This is a genomic window from Streptomyces inhibens (genome assembly GCF_022221585.1).
In the GTDB taxonomy this organism is placed as follows: Bacteria; Actinomycetota; Actinomycetes; order Streptomycetales; family Streptomycetaceae; genus Streptomyces; species Streptomyces inhibens.
Map to the genome: position 1 here is coordinate 8,133,142 of NZ_CP084681.1, position 26,038 is coordinate 8,159,179.

Below are 26,038 nucleotides of genomic sequence, written 5' to 3' on the forward strand. Positions count from 1 at the left end.
GGGGGTCCTGACTGTCCCGGCGGCCCGCCGGTCCGGATTCGCCGGCCCGGCCGATTGTCAGTGGTCGCCCTTACTTTGGATTCATGACCGAGAACACGGGGATCTCTTACGTCAAGGGGGACGCCACCGCCCCGCAGGGCAAGGGCGTCAAGGTGATCGCGCACATCTGCAACGACCTGGGCGGCTGGGGCAAGGGCTTCGTGCTTGCGCTCTCCCGCCGCTGGCCGGAGCCGGAGGCCGCCTATCGCCGGTGGCACCGCGAGCGGGCGCGGAACGACTTCGGGCTGGGCGCGGCCCAGTTCGTCCAGGTCGGCGAGCGGCTCTGGGTGGCCAATGTCGTCGGGCAGCGGGGAATGGGTACGGGCAGCAAGGGCGTCCCGGTGCGGTACGAGGCCATCGATGCCGGGCTCGGCCGGGTGGCGGCCAGGGCCGAGGAGCTCGGGGCGTCGGTCCATATGCCACGCATCGGCTGTGGGCTGGCGGGCGGTAAGTGGTCCCGGGTGGAGCCGCTGATAACCGAGCGGCTCACCCGGCACGGCATACCGGTGACGGTCTACGACCGGTGAGGTCTGCGCCCGCCGGCCGCGGTTCAGCCGCCGATCAGCGGATAGTGATCGGAGAGGTTGGTGTAGGTGTAGTCCTTGCCCCAGCTGGAGACCGTCCAGGGCGCCGACTCCTCCTTGATCACCTCGTTCTGCCAGCCGGCGGGCCGGGCATGGCCGTTGCGGTGCAGGACATAGTCCAGGTCCTCGCGGGGGTCGTCCGGGTAGCGGTACTTCGCGATGGAGTTGTCCTGGGTGTCGAAGGAGTACGGGTGCCCCGTGCGGCTGTCGGCGGGGGCCAGGTCGCCGTTGCTGAGCAGTGCGTTGTACTCGGCGCTGTGTGAGTCCACGTTCAGGTCGCCGGCGACCATGACCTCTTCGTCCGCCGGGATGTTCTTGGCGTCCAGGAAGGCGTCCATCTCCTTGAGCTGCTTGGCGCGGTCCGCGGCCGCCTCGCCCGCCTTGCAGCCCGAGTCGGTGGACTGGGTGTGGGTGCCGACCACATGCACCTTGGTGCCGTTGACGTCCAACACCGCATAGACGAAGCCCTTGTTGGAGAGGGAGTCCGAACCGCAGGCGTCCTTGTAGATGTACTGCTCCTTGCGCAGGACCGGCCACTTGCTCAGCAGCGTCACCCCACCGTCCTCCGGGGTGACGGTCGAGTAGGCGCCGCCGGTGGCGTCCCAGCCGCTCTTGCTCCGGCCCACCACCGGAGTCTGGTGCGGGTACTGCGCGGCGGCCTGCGACTTCAGCGCGTCGGAGGAGGAGTTGTCGAACGCCTCCTGGAGCACGACGACGTCATTGCCCTGGAAGAAGTCCGCGGCCGCGATCGCCTGTGCACGGTGGTCCTGGCCCCAATTGGGATACAGGTTCTTGCTCATGAGGAAGATGTTGTAGCTGAGCACCTTCAGATGGGGGGTGGTGGCGGCCGACGCGGTGGGGGAAGCGGCGGCCACGGTGACAGCGGCGAGGGCCGTGGCCATCGCGGCGGCACGGGCCGTGCGCAGCGTGGAGAGCGACACTGAATCTCCCTGTGGGGGTGGGGACTTGGTCCAGTGGCGCTTATCCAACCAGCCGGGGTTACTTCTAGGTAAGCTCCCGGGAGGCAGGAGATGTACGGGTCACATCGGATTCAGAGATCGAAGGCCCTGCCGATGATGTCGCGTGGGGTCTCGCCGATGCTGCCGTGGACGGTGGAGATCACGGCCGTGCGGAGTTGGCGCTCCCTGCCGTACTCGGTCGCGTAGCCGTAGCCGTAGCCGTGGCTGTCCATCATCTGCCGCCCAACTGGGCGTTGTTCTGCGTCCACTACGATGCCGTGGTCCAGGACCGGCTGGAGTTGAACCGGTCCGTACGGGATGTGCTGGGCGAGTCGAGGCGCTCGTAGAGGCCGCCGGTGCGGTGGCTGCCCGAGGTGGCGCCCGAGGGGCTGGCGGCTGTTCGCCCGGCCGGCGCACTGTCTGATGGCTCTGGTGCTGCCGCCGCTGCGGATCGCCCTGCGAGGTTGATGGCGTACCGGAACACGCGCCGGCCCGGCACGGGCCCCGCTTCCGCCGGCCGCTGGGAGCCGCCGTATCATGATTAATGACATGATTACGGTGAATAATGACCCAAAGCCCCCACCGGTCGGAGGTGTCCTCTGGTCGATGGTCGGGGACATCCGCATGCTGCTCACCCTGCCGCCCGCGCTGACCATGCAGGTCGCGCACCCGGCGGTGGGCGCCGGCGTGGACGACCACTCCGTGTTCCGTACGGACCCCTGGGGGCGCGGCGAGCGGTCGCTGGTCTCCCTACAGCTCTGGGTGTACGGGGGTGAGGGCGCGGCCGAGGAGGGGCGCCGGCTGCGGCAGCTGCACAAGACCATCCAGGGCACCGACGCCCATGGCCGCAAGTACCACGCGCTCACCCCCGCCTATTACGCCTGGGTGCACGCGACCGGCTACCCCGTCTTCCGGTACGCACAGCAGTACCTGGGCCGCCCCTTCACCGAGGCGCAGGAGCGAGCGCTGTACGCGGAGTGGCTCCAGGTCGGCCGGATCCTCGGCATCCGTGACCGTGATATGCCGCAGACCATCGAGGAGTTCTGGCCCTACTACCGCAAGGTCCTCGACAACGATCTCGAAGCGACCGTGGTGGTACGGGAGTTGATCGCGACGGACCGGCCGGTGCCGGTCCCGGACCGCGGGCCGCGGTGGCTGCGGTTGCTCCTCCGGCTTACCTGGACCTGGCTGGGTCCGCGGTTCGCCCGCTTCCGGCGCTTCCTCACCATCGGGCTGATGCCGCCGGACGCCCGGCGCGCCATCGGCCTGGAGTGGACGGACGCACAGGAGCGCCGGCTGCGCAGGTTCGGGATGGTCGTACGCGCCGTGGTGCCGGTACTTCCGGAGCGGCTGCGCTTCATGCCGATCGCGCGCCGGGCCCGACGGGCGGCGCGCGGGTAAACGGGGCGGGGTGGAGACGGATCCGGCCGGAGCCGGGGGATCACCCCGACTCCGGCCGGATCAGCGCCCGTGCAGCGGTTCAGCGCCCGTGCAGCGGTTCAGTGCCCGTGCAGCGGTTCAGTGCCCGTGCACGTCGTGCGTGGCCGCGATCTGCTTCCACGACTTGGGCTGTGCGACCGGCGTGTGCGGTGCGCCGAGCGTCCGCTTGACCGCGCCCGCGGCCGGCTTGGACGGCTGGAACAGCCAGGTGTCGAAGAAGTCGGCCAGCGGCTTGCCGGACTTCTTCTCGGCGAACTTCACGAAGTCGGCCACCGAGGCATTGCCGTACTTGTTCTCCGTCGGCCAGGACTTGAGGATGCCGAAGAAGACCTTGTCGCCGACCTTGTTGCGGAGCGCCTGGAGGGCCAGCGCGCCACGGTCGTAGACCGCGCCGTCGAACTGGTTCTCCGCGCCCGGGTTGCCCGGCTTGACCGTCCAGAACGGGTCATCGGCCGGGTGCTGGGCGTAGACATAGTCCGCCAGTTCCTGAGCGGTGCCCTCGCCCTCCTTCTCCGACCACAGCCACTGGCTGTAGGCGGCGAAGCCCTCGTTGACCCAGATGTCCTTCCAGTCCTTGAGCGAGACGCTGTCGCCGTACCACTGGTGCGCCAGCTCGTGCACCACGACCGAGACGTTCGTACCGCGGTCGAAGACCTTCGCGCCGTAGAACGGGCGGGTCTGGGTCTCCAGCGCGTAGTGGGCCGGCACGTTGGGGACATAGCCGCCGACCGCGTTGAACGGGTAGGGGCCGAAGACGCTCTCCAGCCACTCGGTGGCCTCGGTGGTGCGCTCGATGCTCGCCCGCGCCGATCCCTCGTTCGCGCCGAGGTCCGGGCTGATGGCGTTGATCACCGGCAGGCCGTTCGCGGTGGTGTCGGTGGTGATGTCGAACTTGCCGACGGCCAGCGTCGTCAGGTACGTCGCCTGCGGCTTGTCCGAGCGCCAGTTGTAGCGCGTCCAGCCGAGCTTGGAGGACTGCGAGGCCAGTACGCCGTTGCTGAGCGCCTGGGTGCCGTCCGGGACCGCCACCGAAACGTCGTACGTCGCCTTGTCGGTGGGGTGGTCATTGCTCGGGAACCACCACACGGCGGAGTCCGGCTCCTGCGCCACCACGCCGCCGTCGGGCGTACGGGCCCAGGCGCTGTAGCCGTCGATCTTCAGCTCGGAGGGCTTGCCCGCATAGCGCACGACGACGCTGATCTGCTTGCCCTTCTCCAGCGGGGTGGCCGGGGTGACCTCCAGCTCATGCTTGCCGGACGTGGCGAAGGTGGCCTTCTTGCCGTTGATCCGGATCTCGCTGACCTTGAGGCCGAAGTCCAGGTTGAAGCGGGAGAGATCCTGGGTGGTCTTGGCCAGCAGGGTCGCCGTGCCCTCCAACAGGTCCGTCTTCGGCTGGTACTTGAGTCGCAGGTCGTAGTGGGAAACGTCGTATCCGCCGTTTCCGCTCTCGGGGTAGTAGGTGTCGCCCACGCCCGGAGCGCCCGGGGTGCCGTGTCCATCGGCGTTGGTAGCCGCGGAGGCCGGGATCGCCAGCAGCAGACTGAGCGCGGCCGCGCCCGGGACGAGGAGTCTGTGACGCACGAGTCCTCCAACTCGTAGGGGGGATGGCTCTGTTCAGACCCTATGTACTCCGCCGGGCCAGCGTCATGTACATGGCCTGATCTGACACATGACCGACATGAACCACCATCTGCCCCGGTGGTTGTCCGGTCACCGTCCCTCCCTTACGTCACCGCCCGCACTCCCGCCGTCACCCGCCCCCTTACGCACGGCAGTTGGGCCGCGCTACCGTCCGCCCGTGACCAATCCTGCGCGGATCCCCCGCATCCCCTTCACAGCGCTCGTGCTGGCGGCCGTCGGCGCCCTGCTGTCCGCCCTGATCGGGCCGGCCGCCGCGCAGGCGGCGCCCGGTGAGAGCAGACCCGTCTACTCCTACGACCGCGCGATACGCGAATCGGTCTGGGTGGACACACGGCTCGACGGCGACGCGGACGGAAAGACCGACCGCGTCGCCGTCGACGTTGTGCGGCCCTCCGAACCCGCCCAGCAGGGCCGCCGGATACCCGTGATCATGGACGCCAGTCCGTACTACTCCTGCTGCGGACGCGGCAACGAGAGCCAGAAGAAGACCTACGACGACCACGGCCGGCCGGTCCAGTTCCCGCTCTACTACGACAACTACTTCGTGCCGCGCGGCTATGCGACGGTCCTTGTCGACCTGGCGGGCACCAACCGCTCGGACGGCTGTGTGGACGTCGGCGGCCGCTCCGACATCCAGTCGGCGAAGGCCGTCGTCGACTGGCTGGGCGGCAGAGGCCGCGCCTATACGGCGCGTACGGGAGGCAAACCCGTCGCGGCCGACTGGTCCAACGGCAGCACCGGCATGATCGGCAAGAGCTGGGACGCCACCATCGCCAACGGCGTCGCCGCCACCGGCGTCAAGGGGCTGAAGACCATCGTCCCGATCGCCGGCATCTCCTCCTGGTACGACTACTACTTCGCCAAGGGCGCCCCGCTCTACGGCTCCGGCCCCGACTCCCTCGCGGACCTGGTCGACAGCCCCGACGCGCAAAAACGTTGCGCCGCCGTACAGCAGAAGCTCGTCGACGGTGCGCCGCGCAGTGGCGACTGGACCGATCTGTGGACCGAGCGGGACTATGTCCGCAACGCGGGCAAGGTCCGGGCCAGCGTCTTCCTGGTGCACGGTATGCAGGACCTCAACGTCCGCACCCGGCACGCCGGTCAGTGGTGGGACGCGCTCGCCCGGCACGGCGTCGAACGCAAGATCTGGCTCTCGCAGACCGGGCATGTCGACCCGTTCGACTACCGCCGCACAGACTGGGTCAAGACCCTGCACCACTGGTTCGACCACTATTTGATGGGCTACGACAACGGCATCGAGCGCGCGCCGATGGCCGATATCGAGCGTGCTCCCGGAACGTGGTCCACCGACCCGCAGTGGCCCGCGCCCGGCACCGCGGCCACCACCCTGCGGCCGCGCGCCGGCACCGCGCCCGGCGTCGGCGTCCTCGGCACCGAGAAGGCACCGCAGGGCGCCACCGAGTCCTTCACCGACGACCCGCGGCTGAGCGAGGCCGACTGGGCTTCCCATATCGATGAATCGACGCCCGCCAAGGCCGGGTTCAGCACCGGGCCGCTGCGCGCACCGCTGCGGCTGTCCGGCTCCGGCAAGGTGACCGTGACCGTCACCCCGAGCACCTCCACCGCCCACCTCTCCGCCGTCCTGGTGGACCTCGGCCCCGACACCATCCGCAATTACGCGGCCGACGGCGAGGGCATCACCACGCTCGACCGGCGCACCTGCTGGGGCGCCGGCACCAAGGGCGACACCGGCTGCTTCAAGGAGACCGCCGCCGACACCCAGAAGGTGGCGCACACGGTCTTCAGCCGCGGCTGGGCCGACCTCGGCAACTACGCCGATCCCCACAAGGGCCGTCCGCTCACCCCCGGCAAGCCCTACACCCTCACCCTCGACCTGGCCGCGAGCGATCACATCGTGCCCGCCGGACACCGCCTCGCGCTCATCGTGGCCGGGACCGACGCCGGCCTGATCGACCCGCCCGCTTCCCGGCCGAAGCTCACTGTCGATCTGTCCCGCACCTCCGCCGAACTTCCGCTGACCGGCGGCGCACCGGCCTTCGCACGGGCCACCGCCGGTGCGCCGCGGTATGCGGACGGTGCGGCGCCGCTCGACGGGATCGCCCCGCCGCGTTCGATCAGCCGGATGCCGGACGCGAGTTGACCGCCCGGGGCCGCCCCACCGCGGGCGGCCCCGCCCCGACCCCCACGTCACCCCCACCCCCACCGCTCGACCAAGGGAGGCACCTCCTCGTGATACTCCGCTCCCGCCGCCTCGTCCTGGGTGCGCTGGCCCTCGGCCTGACGGCCACACTCGGTGCGACCCTGCCGGCCTCGCCCGCCGGCGCCACCGGAGCCCGCACACCCCGTACGGGGTTCGAGACCAGCCACGGTGCCCGCTGGACCAGCCAGTCCGAGGAGCAGGAGTTCCTCGCCGCCGTCGATCATGCCTCGCCGCGCGTACGGATCGACCGGATCGGCACCACCCGGCAGGACCGCCCGCTGCAGCTCGTACGCATCGGCGCCCCGGCCCCCGAGCGCCCCGCGGACGTACGCCGCGGCAACTCCGTCCTGCTGATCTGCTCACAGCACGGTGACGAGCCCTCCGGGCGCGAGGCGTGTCTGACCACCGTCCGCGATCTCGCCTACGCCAGCGACCGGGCGACCCGGCGCTTCCTGGAGCGCACCAGCGTCCTGGTCGTACCGACCGCCAACCCCGACGGCCGGGCCGCGGACACCCGCGGCAACTCCGACGGCGCCGACATCAACCGGGACCACATCGCCCTCAAGACCGCCGAGGCCCGCGCGATGGCCGCGGTCATCCGCGACTACCGCCCCGACACCATCTACGACCTGCACGAGTACGGCCCCACGGTCCCGTACTACATGAAGGACCTGCTGTCGCTGTGGCCCCGTAACCTCAACACCTCGCACGCGGTGCACCGTGAAGCCGGTGCGCTCTCCGAGGACTTCGTCGAACCCGCCGTCCACCAGGCCGGATTCACCACCGGCGTCTACGGCATCTGGACCGACCCGGACACCGGTGCGCCCATCAAGCAGGTGGCGGGCGACGGCCAGGAGCGGATTCTGCGCAACACGGCGGGCGTGAAGGGCTCGGTCGGACTGCTCGTCGAGACCCGGGTCGATCCTCCCCCAGCCTCCGGCTGGGGGGACCCCCATCTCGCTGCGCTCGCCACTGCCGAGAAGGCCGACCCCGCGCTCAACAACCGGCGCCGGGTCGACTCCCAACTGGCCGCCCTGAAGGGCGCGTTCACCTTCCTCGACCGGCACCGCCCACGCATCGAGGCGGCCACCGCCGCCGCCCGGCTCGCCGGATACACCGACCACGGCCCGGTCTACCTCGGCGGCGCGGACAACGAACCTCCCACCGACGCACAGATCCTGTCCGACCCGCCCTGCGCCTACCGCCTGGACGCGGCACAGTTCGCCGAGGTCAAGGACCAACTGGCGCTGCACGGCGTGCGCTGGAAGCGGGCGGACGGCGGTGTGGTCGTACCGCTGCGCCAGCCGCTGCGCCGGCTCGTCCCGCTGCTGCTGGACCAACGGGCCGGATATCACCTTACGGTCGCGACGCCCATGGACGTCTGCCCTCGTGTGGTAGGGGGTAACGGGTAGGGAAAATATGGCCCATCGAAAGGTTGACGCGTGCCGGACACAGTCAAAGCGGCCGGAGACGGGGGTGGCACGTCATCCATGACGGATCTCCCCGATGACCCGCAGCGGACCGGACCACCACAGACCGACCGCGTGGTCTTCGGAGTGACCGCGCTGCTCACCCTCGCCTTCATCGCCTGGGGAGCCACCTCCACCGAATCGCTCAAGAACGTATCGACGTCGATGCTGAACTGGGTTATCGACAACGGCGGTTGGGCCTTTGTGCTCTCCGCCTCCGGATTTGTGATCTTCGCGATCTGGTTGGCCGTCAGCAAGTACGGCCGGATCACGCTCGGCAAGGAGGGCGAGGAGCCCGAATTCCGCACCGTGTCCTGGATCGCGATGATGTTCAGCGCGGGCATGGGCATCGGCCTGATGTTCTACGGTGTCAGCGAGCCACTGGGGCACTTCACCAAACCGCCGCCGGGCACCGATCCCAAGGACGCCGCCCAGGCGATGGACACGGCGATGGCCACCACGCTGTTCCACTGGACGCTGCACCCGTGGGCCATCTACGCGGTCGTGGGCCTGGCCATCGCGTACAGCTGCTTCCGGCGGGGGAGGCGGCAGACGATAAGCGCGGTGTTCACCCCACTGATCGGCACCCGGCGGGCGAACGGCTGGGGCGGTCAGGTCATCGACATCCTGGCCATCTTCGCCACCCTCTTCGGCTCCGCGGCCTCGCTGGGGCTCGGTGCGCTGCAGATCGGCAGCGGCATCAAGGTGCTCGGCTGGATGGACAGTGTCAGCACCAGCCTGCTGGTCGTCATCATCACCGTGCTGACCGTCGCGTTCATCCTGTCCGCGGTCTCCGGGATCGCCAAGGGCGTCCAGATGCTGTCCAACATCAATATGGTGCTGGCGCTGATCCTGGCGGTCTTTGTGTTCGTGGTCGGGCCGACCATCCTCATCCTCAATCTGCTGCCGACCTCCCTCGGCTCGTTCATCGGCGAACTGCCGCAGCTGGCCGGCCGTACGGAGGCCAGCAGCGGCGCCGATGTGGACAGTTGGCTGCGCAGCTGGACCGTCTTCTACTGGGCGTGGTGGATCTCCTGGACGCCCTTCGTGGGGATGTTCATCGCCCGGATCAGCCGCGGGCGGACGATCCGGCAGTTCATCGGCGGCGTCATTCTCGTGCCGAGCGTGGTCAGCCTGCTGTGGTTCGCCGTGTTCGGCGGCTCGGCGATGAAGCTGCAGGACTCCAAGCAGCTCAGCGGGTCGAGTACCTCCGAGGGCCAGCTCTTCGACGTACTGCACCAGTACCCGCTCGCCACGGTCATGAGCATCCTCGTCATGATCCTGGTCGGCATCTTCTTCGTCTCCGGAGCCGATGCCGCGTCCATCGTCATGGGCACCCTGTCGCAGAAGGGCACCTTCGAGCCGAGCCGGCCCGTGGTGATCTTCTGGGGCGTGGTGACCGGCGCGGTTGCCGCGATCATGCTGCTGATCGGGGGCGGCTCGGGCGATGCCCTGACCGGACTGCAGAATCTGACGATCCTGGTCGCGGTGCCCTTCCTGCTCGTGATGATCGTCATGTGCTGGGCGCTGATGCGGGATCTGCGCAGCGATCCGCTGATCGTGCGCGGCCAGAAGGGTGAGGAAGCCGTCGAGCTGGCGGTGATCGCCGGTCATGAGCAGTACGACGGTGATTTCGAGTTCCGGATCGGGCCCGTCGGTAACGGCAACGGCAGCGGCACTGCCGAGGGCGAGGGCGATGGCCACGGCGACGGGAGCGACGGTGATGCCGCCGTCGTCGACGGCAGCGGCGCCGGGGGCAAGGCCGACAGCTAGCGGGACCTCCGTGGAGGGCCGAAGTCAGCGGCCCTCCACGGGGCTTCGACAGCGCGATCGCCGACGTCAGAACGATCACGCCACCGCCGACCACGCACCACGTCACCTGTGTTGCTCGTCATGCCCGGCCGCTGACCGCAGGGACGGGGGTGACGGCAGTGTGCTCCCCGCCGCCCGTTCGAGATCTTGCGGTAACCCTCCGGCAGTGGTGCGGACAAACCCGGACCTTAGGCTGGTACCAGCACCGTCGGCCGATGTCGCCCCTCGGATTCGCTTGCCGCCGTCCGTACGCCGTCGTCTGAGGAGACCCATGCTCCGCGCGCAGCGCGCCGTGCCCGCCTGGCTGGCGCACCCCTTCCGCTGGCAACGGCTGCCCGTGCCCTGGGCCGCCGTCGCCCGCGGTGCGCTGTGTGCGGGGCCGCTGCTCGGCGCGGGCATCGCGACCGGCCACCCGGCGCCCGGAGTGCTGGCCGGTCTCGGCTCGATGCTGGCCGGCGTCAACGACCGCCCGGGCACCCGCCGCACCGGCATCGTGCACATCGGCCTGCCCGCCCTCGCCTCGGCGCTCGGCATGCTGATCGGCGCCTCGTTGCAGGCGGTCGGCGCGGGCTGGTGGCTCGTGCCGGCGCTCTTCGCCGTCGGCTTCGTCTCCGGCGCGGGCAGCGTGGCCGGGCCGGTGCGCTCCAACGCCGGGATGCAGATGCTGGCCACCACCATCCTGGGCGCCGGGATGCCGCTGCCCGGGGCGCCCTGGGCGAAGGCGCTGTACGTCCTCGCCGGCTGCCTGTGGCTGCTTCTGCTGCGCCTCGTCCTGCGCTCGCCCCGTCCCGCGGGCGGCGCGCTCAGCGGCGAGCGGGCGGCGGTCGCCACGGTCTTCGACGCGCTCGCCGACGCCCTGGGCGCGGCCGGCGGCGCGGGCGCCGAGCCCGCCAGACGCCGGCTCACCGGCGCGCTGGACCGCGCCGACGAGGCGCTGCGGCTGCGCCGGCTGACCGACCGGCTGCTGCGCCGGCCCGCCCGTACCGAGGAGTTGCTGCTGACCGAGCGGTTCGCCGCAGCCACCGCGCTGTGCGAGGCCAGCGTCGCGCTGCTGTGGGAGGCCCGGCCGCTGCCGTCCCGGGTCGCACAGAGCCCCCGCCGGTTCGCCGATGCGCTGCGCACCGGGCGGCCGCCGGGCCGGCTGTCCGCACCGGAGACCAGTACGGCCGCGCGCGGCGCCTTCGACCAGGCGTTGCTGGACGCCGCGGTGGCCTTCGCCCGCCAGGAGCCCTCGTCACAGCAGCTGGCGCGGACGCAGGCGCGGTCGCGGCCGGAAGCGGACGGTGCCCCGGCCTCGTCCCGTCGCGGTCCGGCCGGCGCGTCCCTGGCACGCCGCGTGCTGGGTGTCGTCGGTGCGCGGACGCGGCGCGGGCGCAGCCTGCTCGGGCCCGCCGGGCGGGACTACGGCCTGCGGGTCGCCGTCTGCATCGCCGCGAGCGCCGCCGTGGCCCTGCTGCTCCGCGCCGACCACTGGTACTGGCTCCCGGCGACCGCCACCTTCCTCGTCAAGCCGGACCTGGGCCCGCTGTTCTCCCGTACGGTCAACCGCTTCGCCGGGACCGTCGCCGGTGTGCTGGTCTTCGCCGGGGCGGGCCTGCTGCTGACGGGTTCGTGGTGGCCCGCGCTGATGGCCGGTGCGGGCGGCGCCCTGCTGCCGTTCGCCACCCGCCACTTCGCGCTGCAGACCGTGGCGATCACTCTCATGGTGCTGTCGTTCGTGCACGTCAGCGGGGATCCGCAGGCCGCCGGTGAGCGGATCGTCGACACCTCCATCGCCTGCGGCATCGTCCTTGTCGTGGGGCACCTGCCACGGCTCGCGGACCCGCGCCGCCGGGTCGGCCACCGGGTCACCGCGGCGCTGCGCAGCACCGAGCAGTTCCTGCGGCACGTACTGGAGGCGGAGCCGGGGCAGGACCCCACCGAGCGGCTGGCGCTGCGCCGGGCCGCCTACCGGGCGCTGGGGGAGGCCAGGACGGCAGCGGAGACCGCCGCGGCGGAACTCCTCGCCGCCCGCGACCGCAATCCCGACTGGCTGACCGTGGTCACCGCGGCCGAACGCATCGTGGACGCCGCCACCGCCTGCGCGGTACGCCTCGACCACGGCGCTCACCGCCCCGGCGTGGACGAGGCGGAGCGGCTGTGCCAGGCGTTGTCCGCGATGGCCGATGCCCTGGAGGATCCGCGCCGACGCCGCGAGGCCGCTCTCTCGGGGCCCGATCTGCGGCCGGTTCCGGACTGCGCCACGCTCACGGACGTGGCGGCGGAACTGGAGCGCATTCGCGGATACGCCGGGGCGAGCTGAGCCGGTGTGCACCGTGGGCGCGGCCTGATCCCGTCGCCGGATGCGCTCTACGGCACTGCCCGGACGTAGCGCAGAGGCAGGCGCGCCGCCCTGGCAGGGCGGGTCACGCCGGTTCGAATCCGGCCGTCCGGGCAGCTGCCCGCTCGCATCGGCCGCGCGGCACCCGCTCACTGCCGCGGGGACCGGGGAACGCCGGCCATGGGGGGCGGGGAACGGGATGGAAGCGCCACTACGGGGGCAGAACGGTTCGCCCGACGGCACGGGCAGCGGCCCGGTTACCGACGAGGTGCCCAGTACGGTCACCGACGAGATGCCCAGCACGGTCACTGACGGGGCGCCCACCACGGTCACCGACGAGGAGCTCGCCGCCTTCGACCGTATGGTTGCCCGGCTTCGGGCGCTGCCCGTCGACGACCCCGTGCGGCTGCGTGCCGAACGCGTCGCCGAGTCGTTCGTACGCGACGGCCGGCTCACCCGGCGCACGGCACGCAAGGCGGAACGGGCCGCGGCCGATGCGGCGGTGCTGGCCGCGACCACGACCGGTGCGCCGGAGCGGCGCGAGGATGCTCCGCTCGCCCAACAGGGAGGCAGGAGCGGCGTGTTGTCCCGCCCGCACCGTTGCTATGTCTGCAAAGCGCTCTACCGGCACACCGATTCCTTCTACCACCTGTTGTGTCCCGCGTGCGCCGCGGGCAACGCCGCCCGCCGGGGGCTGAGTACGGATCTGACCGGGCGGCGCGCGCTGCTCACCGGCGGCCGGGTCAAGATCGGGTTCCAGCTCGCGCTGATGATGCTGCGCGATGGCGCGGAGCTGCTGGTCACCACGCGTTTCCCGCACGACGCCCGGCGCCGGTTCCGGGCCGCGCCGGGCAGCGCGGACCGGCTGGACCGGCTCACCGTCGTCGGTATCGATCTGCGTGACCCGCGCCAGGTCCTGGGGCTCTGCCAGGAGTTGCGGGACGAGGGCCGTCCGCTGGACATCCTCGTCAACAACGCGGCACAGACGGTGCGCCGGCAGCCCGCGTCCTAGGCGCTGCTCGCGGCGGGGGAGCGGGAGCACGGCGGCGAACTGCCGGCCGGTGTCCGCCGCGCCCCTGGATTCTTCGAGGAGGCCGGGCCGGCGGCGTACGGCGTCGAGCATGGCGGGCTGTTGCCGTACGGCGTTGACGAGGCGCCGTGGTTGCCGGACGGCGGCGGCCAGGCCCCGTGGTCGCCGGACGCCGTCGACAACGCCGGGCTGTTGCCGTCCGCCGTCGACGAGGCCGGATTGCTGCCGGATGCCGCGCCCGTCAACTCCTGGTCGGCGCGCACAGGAGAGCTCGACCCGGCCGAACTGCTGGAGACCAGCTGGTCAACGCCGTCGCGCCCACCCTGCTCTGCGACCGGCTGCTGGCCCTGCTGCTCGCCTCGCCGTACCCCGCCGCTGTGTGGTGAATGTGACCGCCGCCGAAGGGCGGTTCACCGTACGGAGAAAGACCGGCGGGCATCCGCACACCAACATGGTCAAGGCCGCCCTGAACATGCTCACCCGGACCAGCGGGCCCGAACTCGCCGCCCAGGGCGTGCACATGTGCAGCGTCGACACGGGGTGGATCACCGACGAGAACCCGCTGCCGAAGAAGGAGCGGATCGCCAAGGCCGGTTTTCGCACCCCGCTCGACATCGTCGACGGCGTGGCCCGGGTCTACGACCCGATCGTGCGGGGCGAGGCCGGAGACCAGGTCGCCGGGGTCTTTCTCAAGGACTACCAGGAAGCCGCGTGGTGACCACGGGCTGCCGATCGTTGATCTTGGCCGTCCTGCGCCGGGGCACCGCACCGGCCACCCCGCCGGTGGCCAGTGCGAGAGCCACCATCAGCACGCTGACCCACACCGGCCCGCGGTAGCCGAACCCCATGCCGAGGGCGGCGCCACCCCACCAGGGGCCGATCGCCGCACCCACGTTCAACGCGGCCGTGGCGAACCCGCCGGCCAGGGTCGGCGCCCCGGTCGCCGCGTAGAGCGCCTGTGCGATGAGGGTGGATCCCACGGCGAACGAGAGGGTTCCCTGGACGAGGACGAGTACCACGGTCGCCGCCGGACTGCCGGCCGTCAGCGCCAGGACGGCCCACCCGATGAGCAGGGCCACCCCGCCGGCCACCAGGAGCGGCACGGGACGGGTATCGGCCAGCCGTCCGCCGACGCCGACCCCGACGAACGATCCCAGACCGAAGAGCGCCAGCACGGCCGGCACCCAGCTCGTTCCGATTCCGGCGACATCGGTGACCAGCGGCGCGAGGTAGGTGAAGGTGCAGAAGGTCGCGCCGTTCACCAGGGCGCCCAGCAGCAGGGTCACCACCAGCCGTGGGCTGCGCAGTGCTCGTAGTTCGCCGCGCGCGCTCGGCTCTCCGGCGGCGGAGTCCCGTCCGCCGCCGGCCGGTACCGACCACACGATCGCCACGACAGCCGGCACCGACACCAGAGCCACCGCCCAGAACGCCGAGCGCCAGCCCCACAGTTCACCGAGGAGCGCACCGGCGGGTACGCCCGCGATACAGGCCATGGTGGTGCCGCCGAGCAGCACGGAGGTGGCGCGGCCCTTGGCGTTCGGCGGGACCGCCGCGGTCGCGGTCGTCAGGGCCACCGCGAGGAAGCCGGCGTTGGCCAGCGCCGCGATGACCCGTGTGGCCAGCAGCACCCCGTAGTCGGTGGTGACCGCACCGACGATATGGACCAGAAGAAAGGTGACCAGGAAGGTCAGCAGGGCGCCGCGCCGCGACCAGCGCAGGCTCAGGATCGCCATCAGCGGCGCGCCGACGATCATCCCTACGGCGAAGGCCGAGGTCAGTGACCCCGCTGCCGAGAGCGAGATCTGCAGATCGGCGGCGATGTCCGGCAGCAGGCCGGACAGCATGAACTCGGACGTGCCTTGGGCGAAGACCGCCAGTCCGAGCAGATAGAGAAAAAAGGGCACAGCAACACTCCGCAACCACATGGTGGATCGACACGGTGCGGCGGCAGACGCGCGGCGATGCCCGTGACGAGGTCGCCAAGCGACGGACCGTCCGGCCGGGCACACGCGGCTACCGCGCAGAACGACCTGCCGGCGTCACAGCGTGACGCCCGGTTCGGATCTCGGATTCCTGATCTCGGATGTCAGATCTCGGAACTCGGAACTCGGATCTCAGGTCGGGAAACAGCCCGCACTACGGCGGTCCGGTGGCAGCGGAACGCAGCCGGCGCCAGGGCACAACGGCGCGCTGGCGCAACGCGCGACATCGCGATGCGACGGCTCGACGACGCGAGGAGCCACCGGACGACCGGTGGCTAGCGTCTTGACGCCTCGGGGCTGGACATGGGCGCAGATTAACGGTGCCGAACGCACCCCGTCCATGCGATTACGTGTACCCCGGCGCGCTGTCACCGCCGGGGTATCAGCGCGAAGACCTCGATCCAGAACCGCTGGACATCGCTCGATGCGCCCACCAGGTACGTGGAACGCAGCTTCGGCGGGAGCAGGGCGACCAGCCGGGCCACCTCGGTGCGATGCTTCTTCAGCTGCGACAACTCCGCGTTGGCCAGAACCTGATGGACCAGATCGCTGTCGTTCGACCCCTCGCTCGACTCGCTCGCCGCCTTCCGTAGACGCGCCTCCCAGACGTCGATCTCCTCGGCCAGCTCACGAAGGCCGGTCACCGGGCGGTCATTGAGCCGGTCGATGAGGGCGGTCAGCGGCACCGGGGCGTACTCGCCGTCGCCGAGATAGACCGTGCCCATCTCCAGCGGCAGCCCGCGCTGATGGAGTTTGATCAGACGCTCGATGGTGCGCTTGGTGATCCAGGCCCGGCCGTCCTCGTCGATGTCGTGCTTCCACCACTCCAGCACCGTCTCGGCGACGGCACCGTACTTCGCGATCAGCCACTCATTGGCGGGGATGTCGCCCGGCTCGACCGTCAGCGAGGCGGTGAAGCGGGTCGCCTGTGCGATGTTGTTCCGGGCGACCAGGAGCTTGCGGCCGAGGTGGTACGGCGGATTCTGCACCGCGATCTGGGCCCGCAGATTCTCGATCCGGCGCCCCGCCAGCGACCACTCTTGGGTGATCTCCATCAGCTTGGCGAACGCCGCCTTGTCCTTGGGGCGGTTGTACTCGTCCCAGACGATCGCCTTGGGCTCCGGGCCCAGGAACGCCCCGGCCAGGAGATTGTCCAGCGAGCCGTCGGCGGTCGGGATCGGCGCGCAGAGGTCTTCGACATTGGTCACCGGCATCGAGAAGTAGAGCGGTTCGCGCCCGCCGAGCCCCTCCCGGACGGTCTCGCGCACCAGCTCCGTCTTGCCGCACCCCGGCGGCCCCTGCAGCAGCACCGACCAGCGGTTGCGCAGCGCCGCCCGCACCACCGCCCGCACCGGGTCGGGGATCGCGGCGGGATTCGCGGCGCCCACCGCCGCCGCGATCCGGTCCAGCACCTCGGTCGTACGGTCCTTGCCGGGCTTGCCGTCGGCCCGCCGCTCGACCAGCCGCAGCCGTTCGCCGTTGACCAGCGGCAGCCCCCAGCGCAGCGGGAAGCCCTCGCGGGCATTGGCCAGGATGTGGTCGATGGTGCGCGGCGAGAGCAGCTCGCGCAGTGCCGGGCCGAGGGCGGCCCAGACGGTGAAGACCTCGCGCAGATTCCAGTCGCGGTACTTCGCCGCGAGCTGGTGCCGCCAGGACGTGTCATTGGCGGTGATCCGGATCGTCACCATGCGGTCCAGGACGGCCAGATCGCTGCGCCGGGCCGCCGTCTCCGCCAGCGATTCGTTGTCCGTCAGGAACACGCCGATACAGCCCAGCTCCCGCAGGTCGTACTCGCCCAGCGTCCAGTTGCAGGCGATCTGCATCAGCTGCGACTGGATCGTCGCACCGGCCTGCAGCGAATCGTCGATCAGCAGCACGAACGGCTTACCGGGCCGCAGCTGGCTCATCACCAGCTGCCGCAGCACCAGTTCGCCCGTCCTGGCGTCGCGCACCGGGGCGTTGGCGAGCAGATCGTCCGGGGTGAGATTGGCGGCCGGCACGAAGACCAGCTCGGCATCGGGATACGCCTTGGGCAGATGCGAGAAGAAGGTGGCCGTCTTGCCGATGCCGTGCTCGCCGAATATCTGGCCGGTCTGGCCCATATCGATCATCGCGTCGATGAACGACTCCAGCCGGGACACGCCCGTCCAGCCCTCGGGGGGCTCGGGGTAGGTGGCGGTCGGCCGCCAGCCCGCGGGGCGGATCGCCGGAGTCGGTACGGTCGGCGTGGTCGTGCTCATCGGTCTCCTGTCGTCACACGGTGGCAGGCCATCGGCGGGGTGTGGTGGTCGGGCCAGTCGTCCCCGCCGGCCGTGATCAGCCAGATCCACTTGTCCGGCTCGGCGGGGGTGATGTGCGGGGCGTAGCCGTCGGTGAGCATCACCACGGCGTCCGGTATCTCCTCGAAGTGATTGCCGTCGACGGCCGTGCGCCCCTCGACGTAATCGGCCACCGCCTGGAAGCTGGTGCCCCCGCCGCCGTGCACCGGCTCACCGGGCCGGAACGGCATCACCACGGCATCGAACGACAGCCAGTGGGCCACCACCCCGTCGATCGCGCCCACCAGCTCCGTCAGCCAGCTGACCACCCCGTCGGGCATCGACCCCGAGGTGTCGTACGCGATCACCAGGACCTTGTCCCGCACAGGGCCGCGCCGCGACAGCATCGGATCGTGGCCCAGCGCGGCCAGCAGCGCACCGCGCTTCTTCGGATAGACCAGCCGCTCGCCCTCCCGCAGTTTCGAGGCGAGGACATCGACGAGCCAGCGCTGCCACCAGTCGACCTTCCGTGTCCGCGGGGTCTCACCGCGCAGCACCCCCGCGCCCAGCCGCCCCCAGACCCGGCTGGCATGCTCCGAGGTGCCGTCCGTACGGTCCATCAGGTCGAGCAACTCCCCCTCCGCGCCCGGATGTCCGCGCCGCGCGGCGAGCAGGGAGTTGAGGAGCGAGGAGGACACCACCTCGTCGATGGTCTCCTGGTCGCCGCCGGCCGTCCCCGGGTCGGTGAGGTGCACACAGGGCACGGCGGGTACGGGCGGCCGGCTCATCCGCCGGAGCTCGGTGAACACGGTCATGTCCGTCTCGACGAAGTCGTCGTAGCCGAGGGGGTCGAGGCCCTGGGCCGTCAGATCCGCGACATAGTCCTCGTGGATCTCGCGCGGGTCCACGCCCGTGGGCCTGCCGTCGATCCGCGGCAGCTCCGTGCGGCCGAGCCGCACCAGCGCGACGTGGTTGATGGAGACCTCGGCGGCGAGGGTGAAGACCGGGTCCGCGCGCAGCTCCGGATCGGCGAACAGATGGCGGTGCACCAGATGCCGGGCCTCGTGGAAGAGGACGAACTTCACGCCCTCCAGGCCCAGTCGGACGAAGAACTCCGGGTTGTAGAGCAGGGGACAGCTGCCGTCCCCGCCGGCCACCACGGCAGCGCTCTCCACGGCCGTCGTCGGGATCTGGTGCGGGCACTTGGCGTAGATCCATGACGCGACGACGGAGTCCGTCAGCCCGAAATCCAGCAGCGCGGCCTCCTTCAGCCGCCGCGCCTCGGCCACCACCGCCGGCTCCGCCGGCCGCCAGCGCTCCAGGGCCCGCCGGTCGGCCGGATCGACCACCGGCCGGTGCCCCGCCGCCCTCGTCCCGTACGCCATGCCCCACCCCCGTTCTCAGCTGCCTCCATTCGTATCAGGAGGCACTGACAACGGATCTTCGCGGCGGGCCGGCCGCGACCCGGGCGGGTGTCGCACTACCCGGCCACGCCCGTCGCCACCGCGCCCGACGCCGTCACCAGCTCCGGCAGCGTGCCGTCGAAGGTCGGCAGCAGCTGCGCGCACACCGCCCAGGCCTCCGGATCGCCGCCCGACTCGCCCTGCACGAGCGGCCGGAGGAGCTCCAGCGCCTCCGCCGGCCGGTGCGGGAACGCCCGCCGGCCGACGGCAAGGACGGACAGCACCCGCCGGGCCGTACGGACGTCGGCGACCAGTTCCCGGGGACCGTCGAGAATGCCCGCGCGCGTCAGGCGGTGGCTGAACTTCGGGTGGGAGCCGAACTGTTCGCGCAGCTCCCGCGGGCAGTCGATGCGGATCGCGAGATTCCGGCGGGCGTAGCCCGGCAGCGGCTCCTCAAGATCCGCGACGGCGACGAGGTCCCAGTCGTCGCGGGTCACCGCCACCGCCGCGGTACGCCCCTGCCGCATCGTGCGGGCCCGCCGCAGCGCGTCGACGACCGCATCGCCGCCGTGCGCCACGCGGATGTCCGGTTCGGCGTCGCCGGCGATCCGCTCATGGACGGCCACCGGACCGGGAGCGCCGGGGCCGAACGGCACGCCCCGGAGGCGCGGGCAGGCCGAGCCGGGCGCGTACCCGCTCGGCCTGCGCCGCGTCGATCAGCTCCAGCAGCAGCGAAACCCGTCCCGCTGCCGCCGGTCGCCGTCGTGCATCAGCGGCCGCCCCGCTCCTTGCCCAGGAGTCCGGCCCGCCGCAGGGCGTCCGCCATCGCGTCGTTGGCCGGCGCGGCATCGCGGCCGCCTCGGCGTTCCCCGCCGCGCTGCCCGCCGCCGCCCTGCCGCTGCCGCGGCGCACCGCCCCGGCCGCCCTCACGCGGCCCACGGCCGCCACCGGCACCGCCGCCCGCACCGCCACGGCGCTCACCGCCGCCCGCACCGCCACGGCGCTCACCGCCGCCCGTCGCCGCGCCCTTGCCGTGCTCGTCGTCCAGCCGCAGCGTCAGCGAGATCCGCTTACGCGGAATGTCGACATCGAGCACCTTGACCCGCACGATGTCGCCCGGCTTCACCACATCCCGGGGGTCCTTGACGAAGTTCTTCGACATCGCCGAGACATGGACCAGACCGTCCTGATGGACGCCCACGTCCACGAACGCCCCGAAGGCGGCGACATTGGTCACCACGCCCTCCAGGAGCATCCCCGGCTGCAGATCGCCGATCTTCTCCACGCCCTCCTTGAAGGTCGCGGTCTTGAAGACCGGACGCGGGTCGCGGCCCGGCTTCTCCAGCTCCTGGAGGATGTCGGTGACGGTCGGCAGACCGAAGGAGTCATCGACGAAGTCCGCGGCCTGAAGGGCGCGCAGCACCGCCGTATTGCCGATCAGCGAACCGACCTCGGTACCCGCCGTCTTCACCATCCGGCGCACCACCGGGTACGCCTCCGGGTGCACGCTGGAGGCGTCCAGCGGGTCGTCGCCACCCCGGATCCGCAGGAAGCCCGCGCACTGTTCGTACGCCTTCGGGCCGAGCCGTGCCACATCCTTGAGCGCCTTGCGGGAGCGGAAGGGACCGTTGTTGTCCCGGTGCGCGACGATGTTCTCCGCGAGGCCGGAGCCGATGCCCGACACCCGCGAAAGCAGCGGCGCCGACGCGGTGTTGACATCCACACCGACGCCGTTCACACAGTCCTCGACCACCGCGTCCAGCGAGCGCGACAGCTTCACCTCGGACAGATCGTGCTGGTACTGCCCGACGCCGATCGACTTCGGGTCGATCTTGACCAGCTCGGCCAGCGGGTCCTGCAGCCGACGGGCGATGGACACCGCGCCACGCAGCGACACATCGAGTTCGGGCAGCTCCTGCGAGGCGAACGCGGAGGCGGAGTACACCGAGGCGCCCGCCTCGGACACCATCACCTTCGTGAGCTTCAGCTCCGGCTGGGCGGCGATCAGATCGGCCGCCAGCTTGTCGGTCTCGCGCGAGGCGGTGCCGTTGCCGATCGCGATCAGCTCGACATCGTGCTCCCGTGCCAGCCGCGCCAACGTGGCCAGCGAGGCGTCCCACTTCTGCTGCGGGACATGGGGGTAGATGGTCTCCGTGGCGGCCACCTTGCCGGTCGCGTCCACCACCGCGACCTTCACACCCGTACGGAAACCGGGGTCCAGGCCCATCGTGGCGCGCGTGCCGGCGGGCGCCGCCAGCAGCAGATCGCGCAGATTCGACGCGAAGACCCGTACCGCCTCGTCCTCGGCGGCCTGCCGCAGCCGCAGCCGCAGATCGATCCCGAGGTGCACCTGGACGCGGGTGCGCCAGGCCCAACGGACCGTGTCCTTGAGCCACTTGTCGGCCGGGCGGCCCCTGTCGGCGATGCCGAAACGGTGCGCGATGGACTGCTCGTAGGCGCTGGGGCCCTCGGTCGCCGCCGAGGGGTCCTCCGGCTCCAGGGCGAGATCGAGGATCTCCTCCTTCTCCCCGCGGAACATCGCCAGCACCCGGTGCGAGGGCAGTTCGGTGAACGGCTCGGCGAAGTCGAAGTAGTCGGCGAACTTCGCGCCGGCCTCCTCCTTGCCCGCGCGGACCTTCGCCGCGACCCGTCCGCGCGACCACATCCGCTCGCGCAGCTCACCGATCAGATCCGCGTCCTCGCCGATCCGCTCGGTCAGGATCGCCCGCGCGCCCTCCAGGGCGGCGGCCGGATCGGCCACCCCCTTGTCGGCGTCCACGAACGCCGCGGCGGCCGCCGCCGGCTCCACCGAAGGGTCGCTCAGCAGCCCGTCGGCCAGCGGCTCCAGGCCCGCCTCGCGCGCGATCTGCGCCTTGGTGCGCCGCTTGGGCTTGAACGGGAGGTAGATGTCCTCCAGCCGGGCCTTGGAGTCGGCGCCGCGGATCTGCGCCTCCAGGGGGGCGTCCAGCTTGCCCTGGGAGCGTACGGACTCCAGGATCGCGGTCCGTCGCTCCTCCAGCTCCCGCAGATAGCGCAGCCGCTCTTCGAGCGAGCGCAGCTGCGCATCGTCGAGCATCTCGGTGGCTTCCTTGCGGTAGCGCGCGATGAACGGCACGGTCGAGCCACCGTCGAGCAGTTCGACCGCGGCCTTCACCTGCCGCTCCCTGACGCCGAGCTCCCCGGCGATCCTCGCTTCGATGGACCCGAGGGTCCCGATGGGCTCAGTGGATGCCGTCACGTTGATCCTGCCCTGCCTTCCAGCGCTTGCCTGAGCCTGCATTGTGCCGGGTGGCATGCCGGGCTGTCGCGCCGCCCAGCCGCGCGCGCCGGGGTGTGAGAAGGCGCACGCACACCCCGGCCCGCAAAGGCTCCGCCCCTGGGAGAGCCCTACTTGCCGAACATCACCGGGGGGAACGCGCCGGCGTTCATCACGGCGGTGGTGAAGCCGGCCGCCAGCTCGGTGAGCCGGGCCACGCCCTCCGCGCCCAGGTGCTCGTACGGCGCCCGGTCCAGGCGGTCCGTCGTGCGCTCCAGGTCCTTGCGCAGCTGGACACCGGCCTCGGTCAACTCGCCCTCGGCATCCAGGAGCCCACGGCTTCGCAGCCGTTCCTGTGCGGCCGCCCAGTCCTCCTCCGACCAGCCACGGGTCGCCATGACACCCTTGTAGCTCATCCCGCGGCCGCTGGCGTTGTGCGTGACCAGCGCCTCCAGCCCGTCCAGTTCGGCGTCCAGCAGCGCTATCAGGTGGCCGTCGCCGCGGTGTTCGCGCAGCAGCGTCGCGGCGTGCCAGTAGGCCAGGTGAGGGGCGTCGGGCACCGGCAGATCGGCGTGTGCGGCGTACAGCGGCCGGGCCTGGGGCGTGCAGCCCTCGGCGGCGCGCAGCGCCAGCTTCGCCGCCTCCGCCATCTCCGGGGACTCGACGGCCTCGTCACCGAGCAGCCGGCGCAGCGTGGCGTCCGCGGCGCGCAGCCGGACGGCCAGCACGTTCTGCGGCGTGGTGACCGACCAGACGTGCGGGACGTGCCGGGCGACGAGTTCGTGCTTGAAGTTGTAGAAGGTGGCGGTGATGGTGCCGGGTCCCACCGCACCCATGGCCGCGCTCCGGCAGGCGAAGTAGGCGGCGCTGCGGTTGTCGATGCCTTCCTTGGCCATCTCGGCGGGGAGCTCCGGCGCGAAGTAGTGCGTGGAGTGGAAGGGGTTGATGACGTTGTGACAGGCGCGGCCGGCCTGCTCGGGCAGTGCGCTGGAAGAGGTCATGCAAGCAGGGTACCGACCCGTCGGTATGGAGGTGGTCCCAGGGCACCGGACCCTGGCCGGATCACGCCGCCGGGCCCTTGCGATGGCAGGAAAGGTGGGAAATCCGTCATTGCCGCCATCGCCCCCGCTGACCAGGATGGACGGCATGGAACAGCGCGACGTGCTGATCGTCCTCTTCGACGGTGTCCAGGCGCTCGACATCACCGGACCGGTCGATGTCTTCCACGGTGCGGCCCAGGGAGCCCCGGGTGCCTACCGGATCCGTACCGCCGGCCTGGACGGCACCCCGGTCCGCACCACCAGCGGCCTGACCCTCGTCCCCGACGGCACGCTCGCCGACGCCGGGACGCCGCACACCCTGCTGGTGCCCGGCGGCCAGGGCACCCGCACCCCCGACCCCCGGCTGATCGACTGGCTGCGCGGCAACGCCCACCGCGCCCGTCGGAAGGTCTCCGTGTGCAGCGGGGCGCTGCTGCTGGCCGAGGCCGGACTGCTGGACGGCCGCCGTGCCACGACCCACTGGATGCTGTGCGACACCCTCGCCGAGCGGTTCCCCGCGGTGCAGGTCGAACCCGAGCCGATCTACGTACGGGACGGCGATCTGGCCACCTCCGCGGGTGTGACGGCCGGTATCGATCTCGCGCTGGCCCTCGTGGAGGAGGACCTCGGCCGGGATCTCGCACTGACCGTCGCCCGGCATCTGGTGGTCTTTCTGCGGCGGCCGGGCAATCAGACCCAGTTCAGCGCCCAGCTCGCGGCCCAGACGGCGGAGCGGCGGCCGCTGCGCGACGTCCAGCAGTGGATCACCGAACACCCGGCGTCGGATCTGTCCGTCGACGCCCTCGCGGACCGCGCCGGGCTCTCGCCGAGGCACTTCGCCCGGGCTTTCCGCGACGAGGTCGGTATGACGCCGGGGCGTTATGTCGACCGGGTACGGCTGGAGGCCGCCCGGCGGTGCCTGGAAGACACCGTCGACGGTATCGAGCAGGTGTCGCGCCGCTGCGGCTACGGCACCCCCGAGGCGATGCGACGCGCCTTCGTACGGGTCCTGGGTGCCTCCCCGGCCGAATACCGCCGCCGATTCCAGCCGGCCGGACCGAGCCCGCGGCCGGCCTGAACACCTTTGCCGGAACGACCGCCCATCACCTCTACGCCCGCCACCTCTACCGACAGGAACCGCCATGCAGATCGCGATCCTTCTCTACGACCGCTTCACCACCCTGGACGCCGTCGGCCCCTACGAAACCCTCGGCCGGCTGCCGGAGGCGGAGACGGTGTTCGTCGCCGAGCGCGCCGGCATGCACCGCAATGACCTCGGCTCGCTCGGGCTGGTCGCCGACGCCACGCTGAGCGAGGTCACCGCGCCGGACATCCTCGTCGTACCCGGTGGCCCGGGACAGCTCGCGCAGATGGCGGACGGCCCGCTGCACGAGTGGATCCGCGCCGTGGACGCCGTCACCACCTGGACCACCTCGGTGTGCACCGGCTCGCTGATCCTGGGCGCCGCGGGCCTGCTCAAGGGGCGCCGGGCGACCTCGCACTGGCTGGCGCTGGACCAGCTGCCGGCGCTCGGCGCCGAGCCGACCGGGGAGCGGGTGGTCTTCGACGGCAAGTACGTCACGGCGGCCGGCGTCTCGTCCGGCATCGACATGGGGCTGACGCTGGCGGGCCGGATCGCCGGGGACTCCGTGGCCCAGACGATCCAGCTCGGCATCGAATACGACCCGCAGCCGCCCTACGACGCGGGCGCCCCGGACAAGGCGCCGGCCGAGATCACCGCGATGCTGCGGGAGCGCAGCCGGTTCCTGCTGGCGGGGGAGGAGTAGCGGGCGGCTCCGCGCGCACGGCCTGCCCCGGTGTCAGTCCGTAGGCCAGGTGAAGCGCGGCGCCCTGCGCTCCAGAAAGGCGGCGGCACCCTCCGCGGTGTCGCCGCTGGCGCGCGCCTGCGCGGCCCAGTAGGCGCCCCGCTCCTCGGCCTCGGCCGGTGGTACGTCCCACGTCCCGTTGGCCAGCTCCTTGGCCGCGGTCTGCGTCAGCAGCGACCGGCTCGCCAGTACGGTCGAGAACTCCGCCACCCGCTTACCCAGCTCGCCCTCGGGCAGCACCTCGTCCACCAGCCCCGTGCGCAGCGCCCGCGCACAGTCGATCAACTCCCCGGAGAACAACAGGTACTTGGCGGCGGAGAGCCCGACCAGCCGGACCAGCCGCCGGGTGGCGGACGCCGGATAGGCGACCGCCAGCTTGGCCGGCGTCACACCGAACAGCGCCCCCTCCTCCGCGAACCGCAGATCGCAGGCGGCCGCCAGCTGGGCGCCGCCGCCCACGCAGTAACCGCGTATCGCCGCCAGCGTCGGCCCGGGAAACGCCGCCAGCGCCTCCTCGGCCGCCACCGCCAGGCCCTGCGACTCACCCGCCGCATCCCGCAGCGACCCGATGTCCGCACCCGCGCAGAATGTCCCGCCCTCGCCGGTCAGCACCAGCGACCGTACGGAACGATCACCCGCCAGCCGCTCCAGCAGTGGCGGCAGATCCCGCCACATCTGCACGGTCATCGCATTCCGCTTGCCGGTATTGCTGATGGTGACGGTGGCTGTGCCGTCGCTGACATGCGTCTTCAGACCCGGTTCCATGCCCGGATATTAGAGCGACCGCCGCGGACCGG

The 26,038-nt window shown here is 71.3% G+C and carries 18 protein-coding genes, 1 tRNA gene and 1 pseudogene; 10 read left to right on the forward strand and 10 right to left on the reverse strand.

The features are described 5' to 3' along the window. Positions 1-83: 83 nt before the first annotated feature. Positions 84-566, forward strand: a complete 483-nt coding sequence (locus KI385_RS36495; protein WP_238576309.1) for a macro domain-containing protein — start codon at positions 84-86, stop codon at positions 564-566. A 23-nt stretch (positions 567-589) separates the two neighbouring features. On the opposite strand, the gene sph is transcribed toward KI385_RS36495, so the two are convergent. Continuing rightward, positions 590-1,525 (reverse strand): sphingomyelin phosphodiesterase, encoded by a 936-nt coding sequence (gene sph, locus KI385_RS36500; RefSeq protein ID WP_238578004.1) that lies wholly within the window; start codon positions 1,523-1,525, stop codon positions 590-592. A 149-nt stretch (positions 1,526-1,674) separates the two neighbouring features. After that, entirely contained in the window at positions 1,675-1,818 is a 144-nt protein-coding gene (locus tag KI385_RS36505) for a hypothetical protein (protein ID WP_238576310.1), read from the reverse strand. 370 nt (positions 1,819-2,188) lie between these two features. Between KI385_RS36505 and KI385_RS36510 the strand changes: the two genes are divergently transcribed. After that, positions 2,189-2,983 carry an oxygenase MpaB family protein gene (locus KI385_RS36510; RefSeq protein ID WP_238576311.1) on the forward strand — a complete coding sequence of 265 codons (795 nt, stop codon included), beginning with the start codon at positions 2,189-2,191 and terminating at the stop codon, positions 2,981-2,983. Positions 2,984-3,100: 117 nt separating this feature from the next. Here the strand turns inward: KI385_RS36510 and KI385_RS36515 are convergent, their stop codons facing one another. Beyond that, positions 3,101-4,603 carry a M1 family metallopeptidase gene (locus tag KI385_RS36515; protein ID WP_238576312.1) on the reverse strand — a complete coding sequence of 501 codons (1,503 nt, stop codon included), beginning with the start codon at positions 4,601-4,603 and terminating at the stop codon, positions 3,101-3,103. A 217-nt stretch (positions 4,604-4,820) separates the two neighbouring features. On the opposite strand from KI385_RS36515, the gene KI385_RS36520 reads away from it, so the two are divergent. The 6 genes and pseudogenes from KI385_RS36520 to KI385_RS36545 all read left to right on the forward strand — a co-directional run bounded on the left by KI385_RS36520 (position 4,821) and on the right by KI385_RS36545 (position 14,194). Then, positions 4,821-6,785, forward strand: a complete 1,965-nt coding sequence (locus KI385_RS36520) for a Xaa-Pro dipeptidyl-peptidase (protein WP_238576313.1) — start codon at positions 4,821-4,823, stop codon at positions 6,783-6,785. Positions 6,786-6,874: 89 nt separating this feature from the next. Beyond that, positions 6,875-8,257, forward strand: coding sequence for a M14 family metallopeptidase (locus tag KI385_RS36525; RefSeq protein ID WP_238576314.1), 1,383 nt, complete (start codon positions 6,875-6,877; stop codon positions 8,255-8,257). Between the two features lie 78 nt (positions 8,258-8,335). Further along, on the forward strand, positions 8,336-10,087 hold the full coding sequence (locus KI385_RS36530; protein WP_238576315.1) for a BCCT family transporter: 1,752 nt from the start codon (positions 8,336-8,338) through the stop codon (positions 10,085-10,087). Positions 10,088-10,397: 310 nt separating this feature from the next. Next, entirely contained in the window at positions 10,398-12,428 is a 2,031-nt protein-coding gene (locus tag KI385_RS36535; protein ID WP_238576316.1) for an FUSC family protein, read from the forward strand. 59 nt (positions 12,429-12,487) lie between these two features. Further along, a tRNA-Ala gene (locus tag KI385_RS36540) sits at positions 12,488-12,560 on the forward strand. A gap of 178 nt (positions 12,561-12,738) precedes the next feature. Beyond that, positions 12,739-14,194: pseudogene (locus KI385_RS36545) on the forward strand (SDR family NAD(P)-dependent oxidoreductase). On the opposite strand, the gene KI385_RS36550 reads toward KI385_RS36545, so the two are convergent. From KI385_RS36550 to KI385_RS36575, 6 genes are all read right to left on the reverse strand, one after another. Then, positions 14,166-15,380 (reverse strand): Cmx/CmrA family chloramphenicol efflux MFS transporter, encoded by a 1,215-nt coding sequence (locus tag KI385_RS36550; protein ID WP_238576317.1) that lies wholly within the window; start codon positions 15,378-15,380, stop codon positions 14,166-14,168. The pseudogene KI385_RS36545 and the gene KI385_RS36550 overlap by 29 nt on opposite strands. Positions 15,381-15,826: 446 nt before the next feature. Then, entirely contained in the window at positions 15,827-17,698 is a 1,872-nt protein-coding gene (locus KI385_RS36555) for an AAA family ATPase (protein ID WP_238576318.1), read from the reverse strand. Next, a complete protein-coding gene (locus KI385_RS36560) occupies positions 17,695-19,101 on the reverse strand; it encodes a DUF2201 family putative metallopeptidase (RefSeq protein ID WP_238576319.1) in 1,407 nt (468 codons plus the stop codon). Before KI385_RS36560 ends, KI385_RS36555 begins: the two co-directional genes overlap by 4 nt. A 95-nt stretch (positions 19,102-19,196) precedes the next feature. Next, on the reverse strand, positions 19,197-19,775 hold the full coding sequence (locus KI385_RS36565) for a hypothetical protein (RefSeq protein ID WP_238576320.1): 579 nt from the start codon (positions 19,773-19,775) through the stop codon (positions 19,197-19,199). Positions 19,776-19,888: 113 nt separating this feature from the next. Then, complete coding sequence (locus KI385_RS36570; protein WP_238576321.1) at positions 19,889-22,357, reverse strand: Tex family protein; 2,469 nt, start codon at positions 22,355-22,357, stop codon at positions 19,889-19,891. A gap of 149 nt (positions 22,358-22,506) precedes the next feature. Then, on the reverse strand, positions 22,507-23,376 hold the full coding sequence (locus KI385_RS36575; RefSeq protein ID WP_238576322.1) for an SCO6745 family protein: 870 nt from the start codon (positions 23,374-23,376) through the stop codon (positions 22,507-22,509). Between the two features lie 145 nt (positions 23,377-23,521). Here KI385_RS36575 and KI385_RS36580 point away from each other — a divergent pair, with 145 nt between their 5' ends. Both KI385_RS36580 and KI385_RS36585 read left to right on the forward strand, forming a co-directional pair. Beyond that, positions 23,522-24,493 carry a GlxA family transcriptional regulator gene (locus KI385_RS36580; protein ID WP_238576323.1) on the forward strand — a complete coding sequence of 324 codons (972 nt, stop codon included), beginning with the start codon at positions 23,522-23,524 and terminating at the stop codon, positions 24,491-24,493. Positions 24,494-24,557: 64 nt separating this feature from the next. After that, a complete protein-coding gene (locus KI385_RS36585) occupies positions 24,558-25,202 on the forward strand; it encodes a DJ-1/PfpI family protein (RefSeq protein ID WP_238576324.1) in 645 nt (214 codons plus the stop codon). Between the two features lie 33 nt (positions 25,203-25,235). On the opposite strand, the gene KI385_RS36590 is transcribed toward KI385_RS36585, so the two are convergent. Beyond that, positions 25,236-26,006: an enoyl-CoA hydratase/isomerase family protein gene (locus tag KI385_RS36590; RefSeq protein ID WP_238576325.1), complete on the reverse strand. Its 771-nt coding sequence runs from the start codon at positions 26,004-26,006 to the stop codon at positions 25,236-25,238. Positions 26,007-26,038 lie beyond the last annotated feature (32 nt).

Bases quoted from the DNA above. Each gene is read 5' to 3' on its own strand.
- KI385_RS36495 (WP_238576309.1), top strand. From the start codon at position 84: ATGACCGAGAACACGGGGATCTCTTACGTCAAGGGGGACGCCACCGCC.
- sph (WP_238578004.1), bottom strand. From the start codon at position 1,525: ATGGCCACGGCCCTCGCCGCTGTCACCGTGGCCGCCGCTTCCCCCACC.
- KI385_RS36505 (WP_238576310.1), bottom strand. From the start codon at position 1,818: ATGATGGACAGCCACGGCTACGGCTACGGCTACGCGACCGAGTACGGC.
- KI385_RS36510 (WP_238576311.1), top strand. From the start codon at position 2,189: ATGGTCGGGGACATCCGCATGCTGCTCACCCTGCCGCCCGCGCTGACC.
- KI385_RS36530 (WP_238576315.1), top strand. From the start codon at position 8,336: ATGACGGATCTCCCCGATGACCCGCAGCGGACCGGACCACCACAGACC.
- KI385_RS36535 (WP_238576316.1), top strand. From the start codon at position 10,398: ATGCTCCGCGCGCAGCGCGCCGTGCCCGCCTGGCTGGCGCACCCCTTC.
- KI385_RS36555 (WP_238576318.1), bottom strand. From the start codon at position 17,698: ATGAGCACGACCACGCCGACCGTACCGACTCCGGCGATCCGCCCCGCG.
- KI385_RS36560 (WP_238576319.1), bottom strand. From the start codon at position 19,101: ATGGCGTACGGGACGAGGGCGGCGGGGCACCGGCCGGTGGTCGATCCG.
- KI385_RS36575 (WP_238576322.1), bottom strand. From the start codon at position 23,376: ATGACCTCTTCCAGCGCACTGCCCGAGCAGGCCGGCCGCGCCTGTCAC.
- KI385_RS36580 (WP_238576323.1), top strand. From the start codon at position 23,522: ATGGAACAGCGCGACGTGCTGATCGTCCTCTTCGACGGTGTCCAGGCG.
- KI385_RS36585 (WP_238576324.1), top strand. From the start codon at position 24,558: ATGCAGATCGCGATCCTTCTCTACGACCGCTTCACCACCCTGGACGCC.
- KI385_RS36590 (WP_238576325.1), bottom strand. From the start codon at position 26,006: ATGGAACCGGGTCTGAAGACGCATGTCAGCGACGGCACAGCCACCGTC.